This is a genomic window from Capnocytophaga sp. oral taxon 332 str. F0381 (assembly GCF_000318275.2).
Classification (GTDB): domain Bacteria; phylum Bacteroidota; class Bacteroidia; order Flavobacteriales; family Flavobacteriaceae; genus Capnocytophaga; species Capnocytophaga bilenii.
The window spans coordinates 10,198-28,718 of the sequence record NZ_KB291347.1; the positions used below are offsets into that span (position 1 = coordinate 10,198).

Here is an 18,521-nt window from a genome sequence, read left to right on the forward strand (position 1 = left end):
TTGCAGCTTGTGCCCAATTCAAAATTCATAATTTCCATAGCTCCCATAATCGCTCGTGTGGCTCACACCTCTATTGAAGTTCCTATTCTGCAGTCCAAGTTATTTCCATTGTTTACTCCTTTTTTCTTGAATTCTTTTAAAAACATCTTCGCTTTTAGAAGTTAATCCCAGTTTAGATTGTTCTTTTGAGATAGCTATTTTTCTAAGGTCTTCTTCTGTAAGATCTTCTTCGTCATAAAAACTAATAGCATTTAGCATATAGTTATATTCTTCTTCCGGAATTAATCTGAAAGAATTACCCTTTTTATCTGTAAGTATTTCAGGTTCTTTTGTTAATACATTTGTGTTCATATTCATATATTTTTTGCAAAGATACAAAATAATGTTCAATTATTATATAGTATATTTTTGCTATCTTTGCCCTATAAAAAATTCTATTACAATGATTGAATCTAAAAATATAGAATACAAACAACGAGTAACCCCTACGTATTTTGCAGAGTTATTCTAAAGAATCCTTTAAGTTTATGGAAAACACCTTGCGAGTAATCTTCCCTATAGATGAAGATTTACAAGCACTTATGGAAGAAGAAGCCCAAGCTACCCCGCAAGTACCCCCCAAGTACCGCGCAAGATACCATGCAAGTACCATGCAAGTACCATGCAAGTACCCATGCAAGTACCCATGCAAGTCAAAGATTTATTAAATATATTGAAAGAAGTATCTTATAGAGAAGAAATTCAAGAAAAATTAGGTCTAAAAAATAGAGATTATTTCAGAAAAAACTATCTCAATCCTGCCATAGAACAAGGTTTTGTAGCACTTACTATCCCCGATAAACCCACAAGTAGCAAGCAACAATACTACCTTACTGATAAAGGCAAGGAATTTTTAAAAACATTAAAATAACCCTTAAAAAATAAACATCAAACGCATTGACCCCTGCTATTATCCTCCGGTCATCACTGAAAATGGTCAGTGGCAAAAAGGCGAAATTATAGAGTGTAAACTATTCAATATGTTAATTAACAAACTAATACTATGAAAAAAGAAGTAACCCTACAAGAATCCTTGATTACCGATTTGCGTACTCTTATCAATGAGGCACGCAACAAAGTAGCCCTAATTGTAAATACCGAAATTACGCTACTATATTGGCATATCGGTAAGCGTATCAACGAAGAAGTACTTGGAAATCAGCGTGCTGAATACGGAAAACAAATTGTCTCGACACTGTCGAGACAATTGACAGAAGAGTACGGCAAAGGTTTTAATGAGAAAAGCCTTCGCCGAATGATGCAATTTGCAGAACTTTTTCCCGATTTTCAAATTGTCTCGACACTGTCGAGACAATTGAGTTGGTCTCATTTTGCAGAAATACTCTATACAAAGGACAATCTTGCACGAGAATTTTATCTTACAATGGCGGCTTCCGAAAATTGGAGTATCAGAACTTTACGCAATAAAATAGACAGTATGCTCTACGAGCGTACCACTATCAGTAGTAAGCCTGAGGAGGTTATCAAAACAGAATTGGCTAACCTGCGCGATAATGAGATACTCTCACCCGATTTGGTTTTCAAAAGCCCTTACTTTTTAGAGTTTACAGGACTTAAAGGAGTATATAGTGAAAAATCATTAGAGGACAGCCTGTTAGTACATTTAGAGCACTTTATCTTAGAATTAGGTATTGGTTTTACCTTTGTAGAACGCCAAAAACGTATGATTATAGACGGGGAAGATTTTTATCTTGATTTACTTTTCTACCACCGAAAACTTCGAAGATTGGTAGCTATTGAACTTAAATTAGGAAAGTTCAAAGCTGCTTACAAAGGACAAATGGAATTATACCTCCGTTGGCTTGAAAAACACGAAATGGAAGTAGGCGAAGAGAGTCCTATTGGTTTATTATTATGTACTGAAGGGAGCGAAGAACAAATAGAACTATTGCAATTAGACCAAACAGGTATTCGTGTAGCTCAATATATGACTGAACTCCCTTCACGAGCCCTTTTGTACCAGCAATTACAGAAAATAGTAGCAGAACGCAGAGCATTTTTGTAACATAAAAATTATCAATATGAACCCATTACAACAAATAGAACAAATCTATACTTTTCATATATCATCGGCTTTATGAAAACAAAGCGCATTCACCCCCCTTAATAAAATTTTTGAGTAATATGAACCTAGAAGAACTTAGAGAATATTGCCTTTCCTTGCCTCACGTTACCGAGGATATGCCCTTTGGCGAAGAAATTTTGGTATTCCGCATTTGCAATCGCATTTTTGTCCTTACCAATCTAGAGCGTATCCCCGTAAGTGTAAGCCTCAAATGCGACCCCGAGCGCGCGATAGAACTCCGCGAGCAGTACCCCGACAAGATTGTGGCAGGCTACCACCTCAATAAAAAACATTGGAATACAGTTTCTTTAGAAGGCTTACCCCCTACCCTTATCAAAGAAATGATACAACACTCTTACGACCAAGTACTCGCCAAAGTACCCAAAAAAGAAACCCTAAAATTCATCTAAATGACAGAAACAGAACAAACCCTACGCCAGCGTTTCACCGCTTTCTTACAAGCGATGTACAACTGGGAAACAGAAGCCAACAGAGTTGACGAAGAAGAAGTGGAGAAAAAGAAAACGCTCTCTTGGGAAGACTTTTGCGACAAGCAAACTGAGCTTCGCACCCCTATTTATAAGGAATATGTAACCAATCGCGAACGCAAAAACGGAGGTCCCGAATACACCAGTCACGGATTCCCTCCTAACTACGACCCTTCTAAAGAAACCATTACCGAAGTGCAAATCACTGGTAAAAAAGCCTCTATTTTTACTGATAGAGTCTATGCAGGAATGAATTACAAACGCGAGTATAAATACAAACTTGTAGAAGGTCGCTGGCTATTAGATACTATCAAAGAACAGTATTTGCCAGAAAACAGAGACCCTGAAAAATGGAAGAGTGTGATTATATAAGTATTTATTTTATTATCAAGAGCTTACAAAAAGCCACCAACTTGGTGGCTTTTTAGAGATGCCATTAGGCATTGCCTCTTACCAGCTCAAAGAAATCATTGATAACACTATCGCTGAATTTGAAAAAAATAAACTTAAGACCTTATAATTCACAAATCGATAATATGAGAATAACAAAAGGATTATCACCTGAAGATAAGCAGGCTATCATACATTGGACAAATAATAAAGGAGCAGATTTTTTGCAACAATGGGCAGGAAACGCTTTGCAATATCCTCTTACAATAGAGCAACTCAATCTATTGCCACATTGTTTTCGTATTGAGGCAGAGGGTAATTTTATAGGAATGATTCAGAAAATAAAAGTAGAGGAAAATAATGTACATATAGGTAGATTTATTATCAATCCTTTGCGTGTGGGAAAAGGATTAGGCACTGAGGCAATATGCTTATTTATCTCTATGCTTTTTGAAGAGGAATGTATTCACTCCATTAGTCTAAATGTATTTGATGACAACCCCATAGCTAAAAATCTTTATACAAAACTTGGTTTTGAAATAGTAGCCACTGTTGAGGGAGAAAGAAAAAAATACAAAATGATGAAATATGCTCCTACTTATAAAAAATTATAGTCCTATTTTCCCCATAGGTTGAGCGAAGGAAAGTCGGCGAGCTGGCGCAGCCGAGTATGTGATGAAGGATAAGCTCACACCTCACACCAAAAGAAAATTAATCATTAAATATTAGCAATTAAACATTATTTTGTATCTTTGCCCAAAACATTTTTATCTATGAAGAAAATTATTATATCTCTTTCAGTGCTACTATGCACTATGTCGGTCGCACAAGACCGCAAACTTACTATCGGCAATGCTGTCTATCACGCCTTTATCGATGAAAATAACCCCAACGAATACCGTTCACTCGACCCCGAAAACCTTGCCGATTTGCAGTGGGTTACCGGCACCAACCAATACATCATCAGCAAAAATAACACTTACGAACTATACGAACCACAAGGCAAAAAGCTCCTTACAATTGATAATATTGAGGCTATTTTTCCCGCCTTATCACGCTATAAAGATTATAACGCAGTTCCACAACTCGTGTATATAGATACCGAAGAACTCGTAATGAACGATTACGGCACCTATTACCGCTATGATTATCGCAATAAAAAATCTCTCGGTATTATCTATACCCCCAAAGAAGCCGAAAATACCGAATATAACCCAGCCGCCAAAACCGTTGCTTACACCATAGGTAACAACCTCTATATTGCCAATGAGCACACCGAAAAACAAGCAGTTACAACCCATACCAACCTCAATATTGTAGCAGGAAAAGCCATTCACCGCAATGAATTTGGTATACAAAAAGGCATCTTCTTTTCGCCTAAAGGCAACTATATAGCTTTCTACCAAAAAGACGAAACTCACGTAGCTACCTATCCATTAGTGGATATTACCACCACCCCTGCCACACTCAATGCTATCAAATATCCAATGGCAGGACAACCCAGTGAGCGCGCTGCGGTGGGTATCTATAATCTGAAAACAAAACAATTATCCTACTTGAATATAGATACTACCGATGAACATTTTTTAACAAACCTTTCGTGGTCACCCGATGAACAACACCTGCTGCTTGCCGAAGTAAATAGAGCGCAAAACCATTTTGCACTCAATAGATACGAAGTAGCTACAGGCAACAAAGTGAATACCATATTAGAAGAAAGCAACCCCAAATGGGTAGAACCCGAAGTCCCTGCAGTATTTTTACCTAATAGCAATACCGAATTGTTATGGCTAAGCGAGCGCAATGGCTTTATGAATGTATATCAGTACAATGTAAATGGCACGCTCACCAAACAAATAACAGATTTTAAATGGGTAGTACAAGAAATTTTAGGTTTTGACGGGCAGGCGAAAAACCTCTTTATCGTAGGTACAGGCGAAGACCCTCGCGAAAAACACTGCTACAAAATAGACCTTGCCAACCCCAAAAAAATAACCCCTATTACCAACGTACCTGGTACACATAAAGTACAGCTAAGCACCAATGGTTTCTATTTATTAGATAGCTATTCAAGTCTTACTATTCCGCACAATATAGACCTTGTCGAAACCAATAAAGGCAAGCGTAGCCGTTTGCTCACCTCCAAAAATCCACACGAGGGCTTTGCCATAGGCACTACCGAGTTTGTAACTCTCAAAGCCGATGACGGCACAACCCTCTATGCCAAAATGCACAAACCTAAAACTTTCGATGCTACCAAAAAATATCCTGTGCTTATTTACGTTTACGGAGGTCCCCACGCACAGGAAGTAACCAACGATTGGAGTACAAATACCCATCTGTGGCAAAAGGTTTTTGCTGAAAATGAGCAATATATAGTCTTCACCCTTGACAATCGCGGTAGCCAGAACAGAGGCTTTGCTTTTGAAAGTGTCATACACCGCCAGTTGGGCGAAGTAGAAATAAAAGACCAGCTACAAGGGGTCGCTTACCTCAAATCACTCCCTTATGTAGATGCTAATCGCATAGCTGTACACGGTTGGAGCTTTGGCGGCTATATGGCATCTAGCCTATTGTTGCGCCACCCCAATGTGTTCCGTACAGCCGTAGCAGGAGGTGCCGTTACCGATTGGAAATACTACGAAGTAATGTACGGCGAACGCTATATGGATACACCACAAGAAAACCCCGAAGGTTATGATAAAAGCCGTGTAACTAAGTATTTGAAAAACTTAAAACGCCCTATTTTGTTTATTCACGGTAGTGTAGATGATATAGTAGTGCCCCAGCACCTGCTAAGTCTTACCCAAGAATCTATCAAAGAGCGTGATTTTATAGAAATGTTTATCTATCCTATGCACGCTCACGGGGTGCGTGGTGTTGATAACATCAACCTTACAGAACGCATTATTGATTATATAAAAAAACATAACAAATAAAAAAACTTGTTATTTCAATAAAAAATACTACCTTTGCAACGGATAATAGTTTTAAAGTTATTGCGATACAGATAAATGACACCTATATACAATCAGTTACTGATACCCTTTCTTACAGCTATGGCGGTGGCTATTACTATGGGGGGTAGTGGTACGGCACCTGCCTTTTCGGCTTCGTATGGTGCTAACGTACTGCGCAAGTCGCTTATACCAGGGTTATTTGGTATAATGGTGTTTGTAGGAGCCTTTGTAGCAGGCAAAAAAACAGCAGGCACAATGGGTAGTGGTATACTGCCCGCAGAGTATATGAGCTTTACGGTCGTATCGGTAGCCTTATTTTCTATAGCAGTTACAATGCTTGTATCCAATATATCAGGAATACCACAATCCACCAGTCAGGCAGCAGTATTAGCTTTAGCAGCCCCTGCACTTTATTTTGGCAAGTTAGATACACACAGTTTGTTTTACGAAATTATACCTGCGTGGTTTGTATTGCCTATAGTGTCCTATTTCTTGAGTTATTTTTGTGGTAAGTATATTTACCAGCCTATGCGGCGGCGTGGTCTTACCATACAACGCGCTCAGAATGAAAACAAACGCCATATATGGGATGTGGTACTGATTATAATGGCACTATACGTATCGTTTGCCATAGGTTCCAACAACGTAGCCAATGCAGCAGGTCCCCTTTATACAATGACTATCAATGAGCTCCACATACGCGAGAGTGATCATATTGTTATACTGATGCTTGCTACACTCATTGTGGCACCTTGTTTTGGGATAGGAGCATCACTCTTTGGGCATAAAATATTGCGTAATACAGGTAAAGAGATTGTTTTGTTTGGCAAGTTCGAAGCTGTAATTATTGCTTTTATATCAGGCAGTTTGTTGTTATTGGCATCAGTATTTAAAGGGATACCTACCTCTTTAGTGCAAGTGAACGTAGCAGCAATATTGGGTATAGGAGTTGCCAAAATGGGGCACAAAAATATTTTCAGAAAAACGCAAGTGAGGCGTTTTTTCGGAATGTGGATGATAGCACCTATTATCTCGTTTTTTTTATCGTTATTGCTCATTTTTATAGCCGATAAAGCAAATATGCTACACTAAAAGAGTTAAATATTTGTTAAAATAATAAGGATTTTTACAAGAGATAAAAAGAGCTAAACAAGCAGTAAATATTCTGTAAATAATTAAATATCAGTATATTTTCTATAATATACAGTATAAGATAAAAATAAATATAACGTTAAATATCAGAAATTAAGGTTGAGGTTCAAAAAAAAGTAGTACCTTGCGCCCGAATTTTTATGCTAACAAGTGTTTTTACTATGAAAAGAAGTTTATTAAAAGTTCCTTTTTACTTGGCGGTTACGAGCTTGCTAATTGCTGGTTGTGCTGGTGGCAATAAGACAGACCGTAACACATCGAGTGCTACAGGTTGGAAAATCAACGCTAAAGAAGGTGGTTTCCAATACAACACCGATTTTAAAGACCAAGAAACTGGACCAGGACTTGTGTTGATAGAAGGTGGTACCTTTACTATGGGGCAAGTGCAAGACAACGTAATGCACGATTGGAACAATATGCCTACTCAACAACACATACAGTCCTTTTATATGGACGAAACCGAAGTAACCAATAAGATGTATATGGAATACCTCGATTGGTTGAAACGCGTGTTTCCTCCAGATGAGGAACAGTACAAAAACATCTATAGAGGCGCACTCCCCGATACTTTGGTGTGGCGTAGCCCTCTAAGTGCCAACGAAGCAATGGTTGCAAACTATTTGCGACACCCTGCTTTTGCAGAATATCCTGTAGTGGGTGTAAACTGGGTACAGGCTGTTCAGTTTAGTGCATGGCGTACCGACCGTGTGAATGAGGCTATCCTCTCTCGCGATGGTTACCTTGCTAAAGATGCTCGCTACCAAGTAGACGCTACAAGTACTTTTAGTACCGATACCTACCTCAATACTCCTTCACAAACCTATGGTGGTAAAATACAAGGTGAAATGGGAGGTAAAAAATCAGGTAAAGAAGGTCAAACCGCTTATGTAAAACAAACAAGTGGTATCTTATTACCCGACTATCGCTTGCCTACTGAAGCTGAGTGGGAATATGCGGCAAAATCTCTAAACGGTATCCGCCAATACAATACTTTGCAAGGTCGTAAAAAATATCCTTGGAATAGCCAATACACTCGCTCTACAGAACGTAGAACTCGTGGTGAACAAATGGCTAACTTCAAACAAGGTAAAGGTGACTACGGTGGACTAGCTGGTTGGTCTGATGATAAAGGTGATATTACTGTAGCTGTAAAAACTTACCCACCTAACGACTTTGGTTTGTATGATATGGCTGGTAACGTAGCTGAGTGGGTAGCCGATGTATATCGTCCTATCCTTGATGATGAAGTATCAGACTTTAACTACTATCGTGGTAACGTGTATATGAAACACGCTATAGGTGAAGATGGCAAACAAGTAATCGTTACACCTGAAACTATTAAATACGATACATTGCCTAACGGTAAAGTAGTGGCACGTAACTTACCTGGTAATATTGCTACTGTACCTGTAGACTCAAGCGAAACTTACTTGCGTTATAATTTTACTCACTCTGATAACCGTAGTTATAACGATGGTGATAAAGCTTCAACACGTAACTTCCGCAATCAGAATGACCTTATGGCTGGTGGTGCTGAGTACGTAAACTCTATGTACAACGCTCCTAAACCTAAAAAACCAGGAAGCGATATTGGTGGTAAAGATTATGATACATCTAACGATCGTACTTCGCTTATAGACGATGAGGTACGTGTGTACAAAGGAGGCTCTTGGCGTGATCGCGCTTTCTGGATAGACCCTGCTCAACGTCGCTACTTGCCTCAATATATAGCTACCGACTATATAGGATTTAGAAATGCGATGAGCCGTGTAGGTTCTAAATCAAAAACAGGGCATAGAACTCCTAAAGGATAGTCTTTTAATGTTTATAAAAATTTAATTAATAGAGAAAAGAGCACTGCAAACAATTGCGGTGCTCTTTTCTATGCCCCCTACCCTACTGTGATAAATTATAGCTAAACAAAGCTGATTATCAATTATAAAACTATTAATTCACTTTTTGCTATAGTGCTATTGAATATTATTTAGTATCTTTGCACTGAAAAACAACTATTGCTTTTAAATAGCTAATAAAAAATTATAGAACTGACATTAAATAATGAAAGATCTTTACGAGAAATTTATAGCTTCGTCGGGGGTATGTACCGATACGCGGAAAATTGGTATTGGCAGTATATATTTTGCGCTAAAAGGAGCATCGTTTGATGGAAATGCTTTTGCTGAAGAGGCTCTTACCAAAGGGGCTGCCTTTGCTGTGATTGATAATCCTGCTTATATGACTTCTGACAAGATGATTTTAGTACCTGATGTACTTACTTGTTTACAACAGTTGGCTACTCACCACCGCAGGCAAATGGGTACCCTTGTGATTGCTATCACAGGAAGTAATGGTAAAACTACTACTAAAGAACTTATAAAAGCAGTACTATCGCAACAATTGCAGCTAATTGCTACTGAGGGTAACCTGAATAATAATATTGGGGTGCCACTTACTTTGCTGCGTATAAAACCAACTCACGACCTTGCTATTGTTGAAATGGGGGCAAATCACCCTAATGAGATTGCAACACTATGCCAAATTGCTGAACCTGATTATGGTTATATTACAAGTATTGGCAAGGCACACTTAGAGGGGTTTGGTAGTTTTCAGGGGGTTATTAATACCAAAGCTGAATTGTACAACTATCTGAAAGCACACCATAAAACGATTATTGCTAATGCCGATAATGCTATTACCGAGGAGCTCTTACAGGGCTATGATTTGGTGTATAGATTTGGCAGTAAGCAGGGTGCTGATTTGCTTGTTGAACTACTGAACTCGCAACCCGTAATGGTACGTTTTGGTAATAGTGCCGAAAGAATACAAACTGAAAAAGCAATAGAAGAAGAACCTTTGGCAGCCAGTACTTTTGAGGGCTTTGCTAATGCACCTACAGAGGCTACCTCACACTTGGTGGGGTCTTATAACTTTAGCAATGTGGCAGCTGCCATAGCTTTTGGGCGTTATTTCAAACTGAGTGATAGGGCTATTAAGCAGGGTATAGAAAGCTATGTACCGCAAAACAACCGCAGTGAGCTGCTACAATGGAAAGGTAATACGGTGCTTTTAGATGCTTATAATGCCAACCCCAGCAGTATGGCAGCTGCTATTGATAATATATTGGCGATGAATAACTATGCCAAAAAAGTGATAGTGCTGGGTGATATGTTTGAATTGGGAGATTATGCTGCCGAAGAACATCAGCATATAGCAGATATACTTGCAGCGCACTATTGGGAGGAAGTGTATTTGGTAGGAAAACATTTTGCTTGTACAAAGAGTGTTTACCCTAAGTATGAAACATTTGAGGCGTTTTATGAGGCATTTCAAAAAGCAAATTATAAAGATTGCTTAATACTCATTAAAGGTTCGCGTGGAATGGCGATGGAACGGGCTATAAAATAAAGACAATTTGACTATGAACGTACGTATTACTAAAAAATTTACCTTTGAGGCGGGTCACGCCTTATATAACTATGACGGCAAATGCAAAAACCTTCACGGGCACAGCTATCAGCTATATGTAACCGTTATCGGTACACCTATTACCGATACTACAAATCCTAAGTGTGGTATGGTGCTTGATTTTGGTGACCTTAAGCAGATTGTACAGCGCGAAATTATTGAGGTGTTTGACCACGCTATAGCTTTTAACGCCCACACACCACACGCTGCCTTAGCCGATGAGCTTATAGCACAAGGACATCGCGTGATTAAGTTGCCTTATCAGCCTACCAGCGAAAATATGGTGGTAGATTTTGCTATGCGTATTCAAAAACAACTTCCCCCACACGTAAAAGTGCACACTATGCGCTTGCACGAAACCGAAAACTCTTATGCCGAGTGGAATTTAGCCGATAATACGCCTCTGTTTGGACTTATAACTACTACATTGGCTGATAAAAAAGGTATTATATTTGATTTGGATGGTGTACTAGTAGATACTGCTAAATATCACTATTTGGCTTGGAAGGCTATAGCTGCTGAATTTAATTTCAACCTTACCCCTACTCTCAATGAACAACTGAAAGGTGTGGGGCGTGAAGATTCGTTGCGCAAGATACTACAATGGGCAGGACACAACCTTAGTGCTGAGGACTTTGAGAGTACTGCTACTCGTAAAAATGAGCTTTATCTTCAGCATATCAATCATATAGGTGAAGCAGAATTGTTGCCAGGGGTAAAGAATTTTTTGCAGGTGCTGAAAGCTGAAGGTAAGAAAATAGCTTTAGGCTCGGCAAGTAAGAATGCGCGTTTGGTATTAGAGCGTACTGGTATATTGCCTTATTTTGATGTGATTGTAGATGGTACTATCGTTAGCAAACCCAAGCCTCACCCTGAAGTATTTTTGCGAGCTGCCGAAGGCTTAGCACTAAAGCCTGAAGAGTGCTGCGTATTTGAAGATGCTCCAGCAGGTGTACAAGCTGCTAAAGCTGCAGCAATGGCAGTTATAGGTGTTGGCAGTAAGCATTCATTACCAGAAGCTGATGAAGTAATAGAGGGCTTTTGATAGCGGGCTTTTCAAAACGATATTCTATAAAATAAACAATTCTTTGAAAAGAATTTTGTAACTTTGTACTTTGAAACAACTAAAACAAAAGAACTATGGCAAGAGAGATAAAACCAACTCCTGTATTAGAGGGGCAAGATGTAATAGAGTTCTATAAAAAAATGGCAAACTTCAAGCAGAGTTTGGCTGAAAAAGGTATTACACGTGAGAGTGTTCGTAAGAATGCTATGATTTTAAAATCGATATTTAAAGACGATAAAGAAGAATGCAGACAAATAATTTAACCAACACATTGCAGGATATGTCTTTTTTCAGGCTTAGGGAGGGGCATATTATTAAACCTTTTGATTGTGAAGATGAAGATTTGAATGAGTTTCTTTTTCAGGAGGCTATACCTTACCGAAAAGAGATGCTTGCTACAACTTTTATAATAGAGAATAAGGAGCGCACTTTGGCGTATTATAGTTTGCTGAATGATAGTTTGCAACTTAAAGAGGAAATGTTTACCAGCAAGAGTCAATATAATAAATTTCGCAGAGATTTATTACCCTATCCAAAACGACATTTAAGCAATATTCCATCAGTAAAAATAGGGCGTTTAGCTATTGATAAGACTTTTAAAGGCAAGGGATTAGGAAGAGTTATCATTGATACAATTATAAATCATTGTATAGATTTGAATGAAGACCAAGCCTGCCGTGTTATTACAGTAGATGCTTATGCTCAAGCTGTAAATTTTTATCATAAAATAGGGTTTGAGTTCTTAACAAAATTAGATGAAAAAGATGAAACCCGGCTGATGTTCCTTGATTTGACAAGTTTTATTTAGAAAATAATTAAAATCTGAAAATTATGGCAAGAGAGATAAAAACAACTCTTGCATTAGAAATTAACTAAAACCAATAATGAAGTGAGCAAAAAAGAAAAATTAATTGAACGTATTCAAGGGCTACCAAAAGATTTTACTTTCAGTGAATTGGAAACACTCCTAATCTATTTTGGGTTTGAGAAAAGTAATAAAGGGAAAACATCAGGCTCAAGGGTTAAATTCTATCATAATGAAAAAGAAAAACAATATTTAGCACATAAACCTCATCCTACCTCTATTATCAAAGAAAAAGCTTTGAAGGATATTGTAGACTTTTTAAAAGAAAATGAATTTATAAAAAATGAAAGCAACAAAAATACTGAAGCATAAAGGTTTTATAGGAAGTATAGAACAGGAAGAAGATAATACTTTCTATGGAAAAGTATTAGACTTAGACAAAGATACACTCATCACCTATCAGGGAGATACTTTAGAAGAGTTGGAAGGTGATTTTATAGAAGCAGTAGAGGACTATATCATTCATTGTAAAGAATATAATATCTCTTTACCAAATAAAAAGGCTTCTACATTAAATACCTTTGTAAGAGAAACTCTGCAAAAAGCAGCTGTAATGTAAGATAATAACATATAATTCATTAATAGAAATGTTAAAAAATAGTAATCCAACACAAACCAATGCTTGGAAAGCATTGCAAAAACATTTCGCGGAAGTAAAAGACCGCCATACTCTTTCTCTGTTTGAGAAAGATGCTGCTCGCGCTGATAAATTCAGCATTCAGTGGCACGATTTCTATGTAGATTATTCTAAAAATCGTATTGATGAGCAAACTCTTAAATTGCTCGTAAACCTTGCTGAAGAATGTGCTTTGAAAGATGCTATCGGGAAGTATTTCGGTGGTGACCTTATCAACAACACCGAAAAACGTGCGGTACTACACACTGCCCTTCGCGCGCCTGAAAATAGCGTGGTAAACGTAGACGGCAAAAATGTAATGCCTGAGGTAGCTGCTGTAAAACACAAAATGAAACAGTTTAGCGAAGAGGTCATCAGTGGTAAACGCAAAGGGTTTAGCGGTAAAGCCTTTACCGATGTGGTGAATATTGGTATTGGTGGTTCTGATTTAGGTCCGGCAATGGTAACTGAGGCACTTAAGTTCTACAAAAATCACCTAAATGTACATTTTATTAGCAATGTGGATGGTGACCACGTGCTTGAAACTATTAAGCACTTGAACCCTGAAACTACGCTTATCGTAATTGTTTCTAAAACATTTACAACGCTTGAAACTCTTTCTAACGCACTTACTGTAAAAGAATGGTTCCTGAAAGCTGGTAGCGAAAAAGATATTGCGAAACACTTTGTAGCGGTATCTACTAACTTGCAAGAGATTGACAAATTCGGCATTGACCCTGATAACGTATTTCCTATGTGGGATTGGGTAGGCGGACGCTTCTCGTTGTGGAGTGCTGTTGGTTTGAGCATCGCCCTATCAGTAGGTTACGATAATTTTGAAAAACTCCTCAAAGGGGCACACGCTATGGATGAGCATTTCCGCACTGCTCCTTTTGAGAAAAATATTCCAGTAGTATTGGCATTGCTTAGTGTGTGGTACAACAACTTCTATGGAGCTGAAAGTCAGGCAATCATTCCTTATACTCAGTATTTGCATCGTTTTGCAGCGTATTTGCAACAAGGTATTATGGAAAGTAATGGTAAGCAAACTGACCGCGATGGCAACGCTATTCCTTACCAAACAGGGGTGATTATTTGGGGTGAACCTGGAACGAACTCACAACACGCTTTCTTCCAGCTTATTCACCAAGGTACTAAATTGATACCAACTGACTTTATTGGCTTTAAACACTCGTTGCACGGCAATGCTGACCACCACAATAAGCTAATGGCTAACTTTTTTGCTCAAACAGAAGCGCTCCTAAAAGGTAAAACTGAAGCTGAGGTGCGCAAAGAAATGGGCGATAAGGTAAACGAAGCATTAGTACCTTTCAAAGTATTTACAGGTAATCGTCCTACGACTTCTTTCCTTATTGATAAGCTTACCCCAGAGAGCTTAGGTAGCCTTATTGCGATGTATGAACACAAGATATTTGTGGAAGGTGTGATTTGGAACATCTACAGCTACGACCAATGGGGTGTGGAACTTGGCAAACAGCTCGCAAGCAAAATATTGAAAGATATTGCAGGTGCTGAAATTTCGGCTCACGACAGCTCTACAACCAATTTACTAAAACAATTTAAAAAATAAATAAAAGTAGTTAGTTATCAGTCGTTAGTTGTTAGGAAAAAGGAGTTTTCTAACCACTAACGACTAATGGCTAAACGCTAACCACTAAAAATGATTCATATTAGAACAACTGAAGAAATAGAACTACTACATCAGGCAGCCCAAGTGGTATCACGCACTTTGGGATTAATGGCAAAAGAAGTAAAACCAGGGGTAACTACGCTTTATTTAGATAAACTTGCTGAAGAGTACATTCGCAGTCAAGGGGCAATCCCAGGGTTTTTGGGCTTATATGGTTTTCCCAACACTTTGTGTATGAGCCCTAATGCGCAAGTGGTGCACGGCATTCCTAACGACCGTCCGCTACAAGAAGGCGATATCATTTCAATAGACTGTGGGGCACTAAAAAATGGTTATTATGGTGACCACGCTTATACATTTGAAGTAGGTGAAGTGGCTCCTGAAGTAAAAGAGCTATTGCGTGTAACCAAAGAATCGCTGTATATAGGTATCCGTCAGTTTCGTACAGGTAACCGTGTAGGTGATGTGGGGTATGCTATACAACAGCATTGCGAGGCTCACGGCTATGGTGTTGTGCGCGAGCTGGTGGGGCACGGCGTTGGGCGCAAGATGCACGAAGACCCCGAAATGCCTAACTATGGCAGACGCGGCACGGGGAAAAAATTTAGAGATGGAATGGTTGTAGCTATAGAGCCAATGATAAATATGGGTACTAAAAGCATCCGACAGCTTAAAGATGGATGGACGATACTTACTGCTGATGGCAAGCCTTCTGCTCACTTTGAACACGATGTAGCTTTAATAGATGGCAAACCTAAGTTGCTTTCCACTTTCAAATATATATATGAAGCTTTGGGAATAGAGAGTAATGAAGAAGATGAGTTTTTGCTTTAAAAAAGCAAGCTCACACTTATTACTATAATCAGCAAATGAGTATAGTTTAGTTTACAAGCAATATTAAAAAGAAAAATAGCTATGGATACACTTACAATAACAAAAGAAGAAGTGCTACTAAGTGAGAATTACTCAGCAGAAGAGTCTTCAGTAAAGGTTTCAGAAGCTGAACTACATTCTATAGATGAGGGTTTAGAAGAGGCAAAAAAAGGTATTTTTATTTCTCATAATGAGGTGATGAAAGGATTACGAGAACTTATAGAGAATTGGAAAAATGGAAAATCTAACGATTATTTGGTTGCCAAAAGCTAAAATTCAATTGTATGATATTTCACTGTATTGGTTAGAAAAAACGCAATCAGAAAGCTATATACTAAAATTAGAAGCTGAAATAGCAAAAATCTGTAAAATACTTGAGTATAATCCTAGAGTAGGTTTAATAGTAGAAAACAGAGAAGGAGTGAGAAGAGTAGTTATACTTCATAATTACTCAATGTATTATCATATTATTGAAGAAAACCAAACGATTGAGATTTTGTCTTTTTGGGATAACAGAAATAACCCAGAGATATTAAACCTCAATAGAATATAATTACCTACGCAGTTTGCAGCTATAAGAAGAATTAATTATTGCTTAAAAAATAAAACACAAAAAATCAATAATGAGTTGGTTAGAAAGGACTGAATTACTAATAAAAGAACAAGGAATTGAAAAATTGCAACAATCGCAAGTGCTAATTGTAGGGCTTGGAGGCGTAGGGGCTTTTGCGGCGGAATTTATTGTAAGAGCGGGAGTAGGCAACCTTACCATAGTAGATGGGGATACAGTATCGTAAACGAATATTAATAGACAATTGCCTGCCCTTCATAATACTATAGGGAAAGCTAAAACGGAGGTAATGGCAGAACGCTTAAAAAACATCAACCCTAGCCTACAGCTAACAGTAATTACGGAATTTCTTACTCCTGAAAGAGCGTGGGATATCATCACTCCTACCTATGATTATGTTATTGATTGTATTGATACGATAAGTCCGAAATTAAACCTGATTAGAAGTGCAAAGCGCAAAAAGGTGAAAATAGTGAGCTGTATGGGGGCAGGGGGTCGTACTGACCCTAGCCAGATAAAAGTTGCTGATTTGATGAAAACCTATAACTGTCCGCTTGCTAAATTTATACGTAAGCGTTTGAAGAATGAGCATATCGATTCGGGGGTTAAAGCTGTATTTTCATCGGAAATAGCGGATAGAAGCTCAATGCAGCGCACTAATGACACTGACTATAAAAAGTCTTACTATGGGACTATCAGTTTTATGCCTGCAGCTATAGGACTAAGAGCTGCAGCTACTGTTATAAATCACCTGTTAAAGGCTGAATAAATAATAAACAAATATATGAAAATAGCTATAGGAAACGATCATGCGGGCGTTGAAACTAAAAACGCTATTGTGACTTATTTAAAAGGAAAGGGTATTGAAGTAGAGAACTTTGGCACTGATACTAATGATAGTGTAGATTACCCTGATTTTGGACACGCTGTGGGCACTGCTGTAGCTTCGGGTAAGGCTGTATTGGGTATTGTTATCTGCGGCAGTGGCAATGGTATTGCAATGACAGTTAATAAACACGCGGGAGTGCGCTGTGCTGTTTGCTGGACAAAAGAAATTGCTGCCTTAGCCCGTGCCCATAACGATGCCAACGTGATAAGTATCCCTGCGCGCTTTACGGCTGTACCACAAGCAGTAGAGATGGTTGCTACTTTTTTAGACACTCCTTTTGAAGGAGGCAGACACCAGCGCAGAGTAGAAAAAATATGATATACTTAGATGTGCACTCTCATAAACTGCACTCTACTGCTGATACTTTGGTGATACGGCATCAGTATCCGTTAGAGGCTTTGACTGATGAACCTTTTTCAGTAGGTGTACACCCTTGGTATTTAGAAGATTTTGACAAGCAATGGGAGGCGCTATTGCACTTGGCTAATCATTTTAATTGCTGGGCTATAGGTGAATGTGGCTTGGATAAAAACATCACCACTACCCTACCCCACCAACAAGAAATCTTTTTGAAACATATAACTCTTGCCGAAACACTTGGCAAGCCGCTCATTATTCATTGTGTAAAAGCATATGCAGAGGTTGTTGCACTGCGAAAAAAAAGCAAAGCTAAAGGCTTATGGGTGATGCATGGTTTTAGAAAAAACGCACAAGTAGCCAAAGAGCTTATCGCTAATGGGATAGCCTTGTCATTGGGTTCTTACCTTGTATATGACATTAAATTACAGGAAGTTATAAAACAACTTCCGCAGGAATATCTCTTTTATGAAAGTGATGACAGTGAATTATCAGTAAAAGATTTGATAAAAAAAGTTTATGGATAGTTGTTTATTTGTAATAAAGTAGTATATTTGCAGCCTGAAAATGAAAGGGGGTGTATCAGCTATGTTAATAATACCAATAAAAGACGGAGAAAGCATTGATAAAGCGCTAAAACGTTACAAAAGAAAATTTGACCGTACAGGAGTGGTACGTGAGCTACGTGAAAGACAACACTTTACAAAGCCATCAGTACGCCGCCGTAGCGAAATTCAAAGAGCTCAATATATTCAGCATTTGAGAGATCAAGAAGAAGTATAAGCCTTTGATGATTAGAATAAAGAAGAAGTTGTACGGATGAGAGATTTGTACAACTTCTTTTTTTATTACATTTCGTAATTTACTACGAATTTATCAACAGGTTTATTAACAACAGAAGTGTTATTAATAAAACTTGATATTCAGCAAATTATGAGCTATTGTTATAGATACAACAAATTATTATGAGTAATAATTGTAAAAATAGTTGTATATGTGAGTAAAAGTTTGTACTTTTGCGACAATTAGAGGAAATAATATTAAAAAAGAATA

The 18,521-nt window shown here is 38.1% G+C and carries 22 protein-coding genes and 2 pseudogenes; 23 read left to right on the forward strand and 1 reads right to left on the reverse strand.

The window, feature by feature from the left end:
* Window positions 1-99: 99 nt before the first annotated feature.
* Complete coding sequence (locus tag HMPREF9075_RS11865) at window positions 100-351, reverse strand: hypothetical protein (RefSeq protein WP_034557762.1); 252 nt, start codon at window positions 349-351, stop codon at window positions 100-102.
* A gap of 361 nt (window positions 352-712) precedes the next feature.
* Here HMPREF9075_RS11865 and HMPREF9075_RS13945 point away from each other — a divergent pair, with 361 nt between their 5' ends.
* From HMPREF9075_RS13945 to rpsU, 23 genes and pseudogenes are all read left to right on the forward strand, one after another.
* A complete protein-coding gene (locus tag HMPREF9075_RS13945) occupies window positions 713-910 on the forward strand; it encodes a Fic family protein (RefSeq protein ID WP_232305113.1) in 198 nt (65 codons plus the stop codon).
* Window positions 911-1,042: 132 nt separating this feature from the next.
* Window positions 1,043-2,065, forward strand: coding sequence for a YhcG family protein (locus HMPREF9075_RS11875; protein ID WP_009416852.1), 1,023 nt, complete (start codon window positions 1,043-1,045; stop codon window positions 2,063-2,065).
* Window positions 2,066-2,184: 119 nt separating this feature from the next.
* Window positions 2,185-2,535, forward strand: a complete 351-nt coding sequence (locus tag HMPREF9075_RS11880) for an MmcQ/YjbR family DNA-binding protein (RefSeq protein ID WP_009416853.1) — start codon at window positions 2,185-2,187, stop codon at window positions 2,533-2,535.
* The gene (locus HMPREF9075_RS11885; RefSeq protein ID WP_009416854.1) at window positions 2,536-2,985 is read left to right on the forward strand and encodes an NTF2 fold immunity protein; all 450 of its coding nucleotides are present in this window, start codon (window positions 2,536-2,538) and stop codon (window positions 2,983-2,985) included.
* Window positions 2,986-3,149: 164 nt separating this feature from the next.
* Window positions 3,150-3,617 (forward strand): GNAT family N-acetyltransferase, encoded by a 468-nt coding sequence (locus HMPREF9075_RS11890; RefSeq protein ID WP_009416855.1) that lies wholly within the window; start codon window positions 3,150-3,152, stop codon window positions 3,615-3,617.
* Window positions 3,618-3,776: 159 nt separating this feature from the next.
* A complete protein-coding gene (locus tag HMPREF9075_RS11895; protein ID WP_009416856.1) occupies window positions 3,777-5,942 on the forward strand; it encodes a DPP IV N-terminal domain-containing protein in 2,166 nt (721 codons plus the stop codon).
* Between the two features lie 75 nt (window positions 5,943-6,017).
* Window positions 6,018-7,055: an inorganic phosphate transporter gene (locus tag HMPREF9075_RS11900; protein ID WP_009416857.1), complete on the forward strand. Its 1,038-nt coding sequence runs from the start codon at window positions 6,018-6,020 to the stop codon at window positions 7,053-7,055.
* Window positions 7,056-7,255: 200 nt separating this feature from the next.
* Window positions 7,256-8,929 carry a gliding motility lipoprotein GldJ gene (gene gldJ, locus HMPREF9075_RS11905; protein WP_009416858.1) on the forward strand — a complete coding sequence of 558 codons (1,674 nt, stop codon included), beginning with the start codon at window positions 7,256-7,258 and terminating at the stop codon, window positions 8,927-8,929.
* A gap of 244 nt (window positions 8,930-9,173) precedes the next feature.
* Window positions 9,174-10,520, forward strand: coding sequence for a UDP-N-acetylmuramoyl-tripeptide--D-alanyl-D-alanine ligase (gene murF / locus HMPREF9075_RS11910; protein ID WP_009416859.1), 1,347 nt, complete (start codon window positions 9,174-9,176; stop codon window positions 10,518-10,520).
* Between the two features lie 13 nt (window positions 10,521-10,533).
* Window positions 10,534-10,977: pseudogene (locus HMPREF9075_RS13950) on the forward strand (6-pyruvoyl tetrahydropterin synthase family protein); the annotation flags it as partial.
* A gap of 30 nt (window positions 10,978-11,007) precedes the next feature.
* Complete coding sequence (pgmB, locus tag HMPREF9075_RS13955) at window positions 11,008-11,625, forward strand: beta-phosphoglucomutase (RefSeq protein ID WP_034557773.1); 618 nt, start codon at window positions 11,008-11,010, stop codon at window positions 11,623-11,625.
* 95 nt (window positions 11,626-11,720) lie between these two features.
* Complete coding sequence (locus HMPREF9075_RS11925; protein ID WP_009416861.1) at window positions 11,721-11,909, forward strand: hypothetical protein; 189 nt, start codon at window positions 11,721-11,723, stop codon at window positions 11,907-11,909.
* Entirely contained in the window at window positions 11,891-12,454 is a 564-nt protein-coding gene (locus HMPREF9075_RS11930; protein WP_009416862.1) for a GNAT family N-acetyltransferase, read from the forward strand. The genes HMPREF9075_RS11925 and HMPREF9075_RS11930 overlap by 19 nt, the downstream gene beginning before the upstream one ends.
* Window positions 12,455-12,535: 81 nt before the next feature.
* Window positions 12,536-12,823 (forward strand): type II toxin-antitoxin system HicA family toxin, encoded by a 288-nt coding sequence (locus tag HMPREF9075_RS11935; RefSeq protein WP_009416863.1) that lies wholly within the window; start codon window positions 12,536-12,538, stop codon window positions 12,821-12,823.
* Window positions 12,795-13,070: a toxin-antitoxin system antitoxin component HicB domain protein gene (locus HMPREF9075_RS11940; RefSeq protein ID WP_009416864.1), complete on the forward strand. Its 276-nt coding sequence runs from the start codon at window positions 12,795-12,797 to the stop codon at window positions 13,068-13,070. The genes HMPREF9075_RS11935 and HMPREF9075_RS11940 overlap by 29 nt, the downstream gene beginning before the upstream one ends.
* A gap of 28 nt (window positions 13,071-13,098) precedes the next feature.
* Window positions 13,099-14,718 (forward strand): glucose-6-phosphate isomerase, encoded by a 1,620-nt coding sequence (gene pgi / locus HMPREF9075_RS11945; protein WP_009416865.1) that lies wholly within the window; start codon window positions 13,099-13,101, stop codon window positions 14,716-14,718.
* 90 nt (window positions 14,719-14,808) lie between these two features.
* Entirely contained in the window at window positions 14,809-15,612 is an 804-nt protein-coding gene (gene map / locus HMPREF9075_RS11950) for a type I methionyl aminopeptidase (protein WP_009416866.1), read from the forward strand.
* 81 nt (window positions 15,613-15,693) lie between these two features.
* Complete coding sequence (locus HMPREF9075_RS11955; protein WP_009416867.1) at window positions 15,694-15,924, forward strand: hypothetical protein; 231 nt, start codon at window positions 15,694-15,696, stop codon at window positions 15,922-15,924.
* Window positions 15,887-16,204 carry a type II toxin-antitoxin system RelE/ParE family toxin gene (locus HMPREF9075_RS11960; protein ID WP_034557727.1) on the forward strand — a complete coding sequence of 106 codons (318 nt, stop codon included), beginning with the start codon at window positions 15,887-15,889 and terminating at the stop codon, window positions 16,202-16,204. The genes HMPREF9075_RS11955 and HMPREF9075_RS11960 overlap by 38 nt, the downstream gene beginning before the upstream one ends.
* A gap of 70 nt (window positions 16,205-16,274) precedes the next feature.
* Window positions 16,275-16,991 (forward strand): annotated as a pseudogene (locus tag HMPREF9075_RS11965) (ThiF family adenylyltransferase).
* A 15-nt stretch (window positions 16,992-17,006) separates the two neighbouring features.
* Window positions 17,007-17,429, forward strand: coding sequence for a ribose 5-phosphate isomerase B (rpiB, locus tag HMPREF9075_RS11970; RefSeq protein WP_009416871.1), 423 nt, complete (start codon window positions 17,007-17,009; stop codon window positions 17,427-17,429).
* A complete protein-coding gene (locus HMPREF9075_RS11975; RefSeq protein WP_034557775.1) occupies window positions 17,429-17,995 on the forward strand; it encodes a TatD family hydrolase in 567 nt (188 codons plus the stop codon). The genes rpiB and HMPREF9075_RS11975 overlap by 1 nt, the downstream gene beginning before the upstream one ends.
* 61 nt (window positions 17,996-18,056) lie before the next feature.
* Window positions 18,057-18,251, forward strand: a complete 195-nt coding sequence (gene rpsU, locus HMPREF9075_RS11980; protein ID WP_034557778.1) for a 30S ribosomal protein S21 — start codon at window positions 18,057-18,059, stop codon at window positions 18,249-18,251.
* Window positions 18,252-18,521: the final 270 nt, after the last annotated feature.

Bases quoted from the DNA above. Each gene is read 5' to 3' on its own strand.
- map (WP_009416866.1), top strand. From the start codon at position 14,809: ATGATTCATATTAGAACAACTGAAGAAATAGAACTACTACATCAGGCA.
- HMPREF9075_RS11865 (WP_034557762.1), bottom strand. From the start codon at position 351: ATGAACACAAATGTATTAACAAAAGAACCTGAAATACTTACAGATAAA.
- HMPREF9075_RS11960 (WP_034557727.1), top strand. From the start codon at position 15,887: ATGGAAAATCTAACGATTATTTGGTTGCCAAAAGCTAAAATTCAATTG.
- gldJ (WP_009416858.1), top strand. From the start codon at position 7,256: ATGCTAACAAGTGTTTTTACTATGAAAAGAAGTTTATTAAAAGTTCCT.
- HMPREF9075_RS11930 (WP_009416862.1), top strand. From the start codon at position 11,891: ATGCAGACAAATAATTTAACCAACACATTGCAGGATATGTCTTTTTTC.
- HMPREF9075_RS11875 (WP_009416852.1), top strand. From the start codon at position 1,043: ATGAAAAAAGAAGTAACCCTACAAGAATCCTTGATTACCGATTTGCGT.
- HMPREF9075_RS11895 (WP_009416856.1), top strand. From the start codon at position 3,777: ATGAAGAAAATTATTATATCTCTTTCAGTGCTACTATGCACTATGTCG.
- HMPREF9075_RS11900 (WP_009416857.1), top strand. From the start codon at position 6,018: ATGACACCTATATACAATCAGTTACTGATACCCTTTCTTACAGCTATG.
- HMPREF9075_RS11925 (WP_009416861.1), top strand. From the start codon at position 11,721: ATGGCAAGAGAGATAAAACCAACTCCTGTATTAGAGGGGCAAGATGTA.
- HMPREF9075_RS11955 (WP_009416867.1), top strand. From the start codon at position 15,694: ATGGATACACTTACAATAACAAAAGAAGAAGTGCTACTAAGTGAGAAT.
- HMPREF9075_RS11890 (WP_009416855.1), top strand. From the start codon at position 3,150: ATGAGAATAACAAAAGGATTATCACCTGAAGATAAGCAGGCTATCATA.
- rpiB (WP_009416871.1), top strand. From the start codon at position 17,007: ATGAAAATAGCTATAGGAAACGATCATGCGGGCGTTGAAACTAAAAAC.
- HMPREF9075_RS11880 (WP_009416853.1), top strand. From the start codon at position 2,185: ATGAACCTAGAAGAACTTAGAGAATATTGCCTTTCCTTGCCTCACGTT.
- rpsU (WP_034557778.1), top strand. From the start codon at position 18,057: ATGTTAATAATACCAATAAAAGACGGAGAAAGCATTGATAAAGCGCTA.
- murF (WP_009416859.1), top strand. From the start codon at position 9,174: ATGAAAGATCTTTACGAGAAATTTATAGCTTCGTCGGGGGTATGTACC.
- HMPREF9075_RS11885 (WP_009416854.1), top strand. From the start codon at position 2,536: ATGACAGAAACAGAACAAACCCTACGCCAGCGTTTCACCGCTTTCTTA.
- HMPREF9075_RS11940 (WP_009416864.1), top strand. From the start codon at position 12,795: ATGAAAGCAACAAAAATACTGAAGCATAAAGGTTTTATAGGAAGTATA.
- pgi (WP_009416865.1), top strand. From the start codon at position 13,099: ATGTTAAAAAATAGTAATCCAACACAAACCAATGCTTGGAAAGCATTG.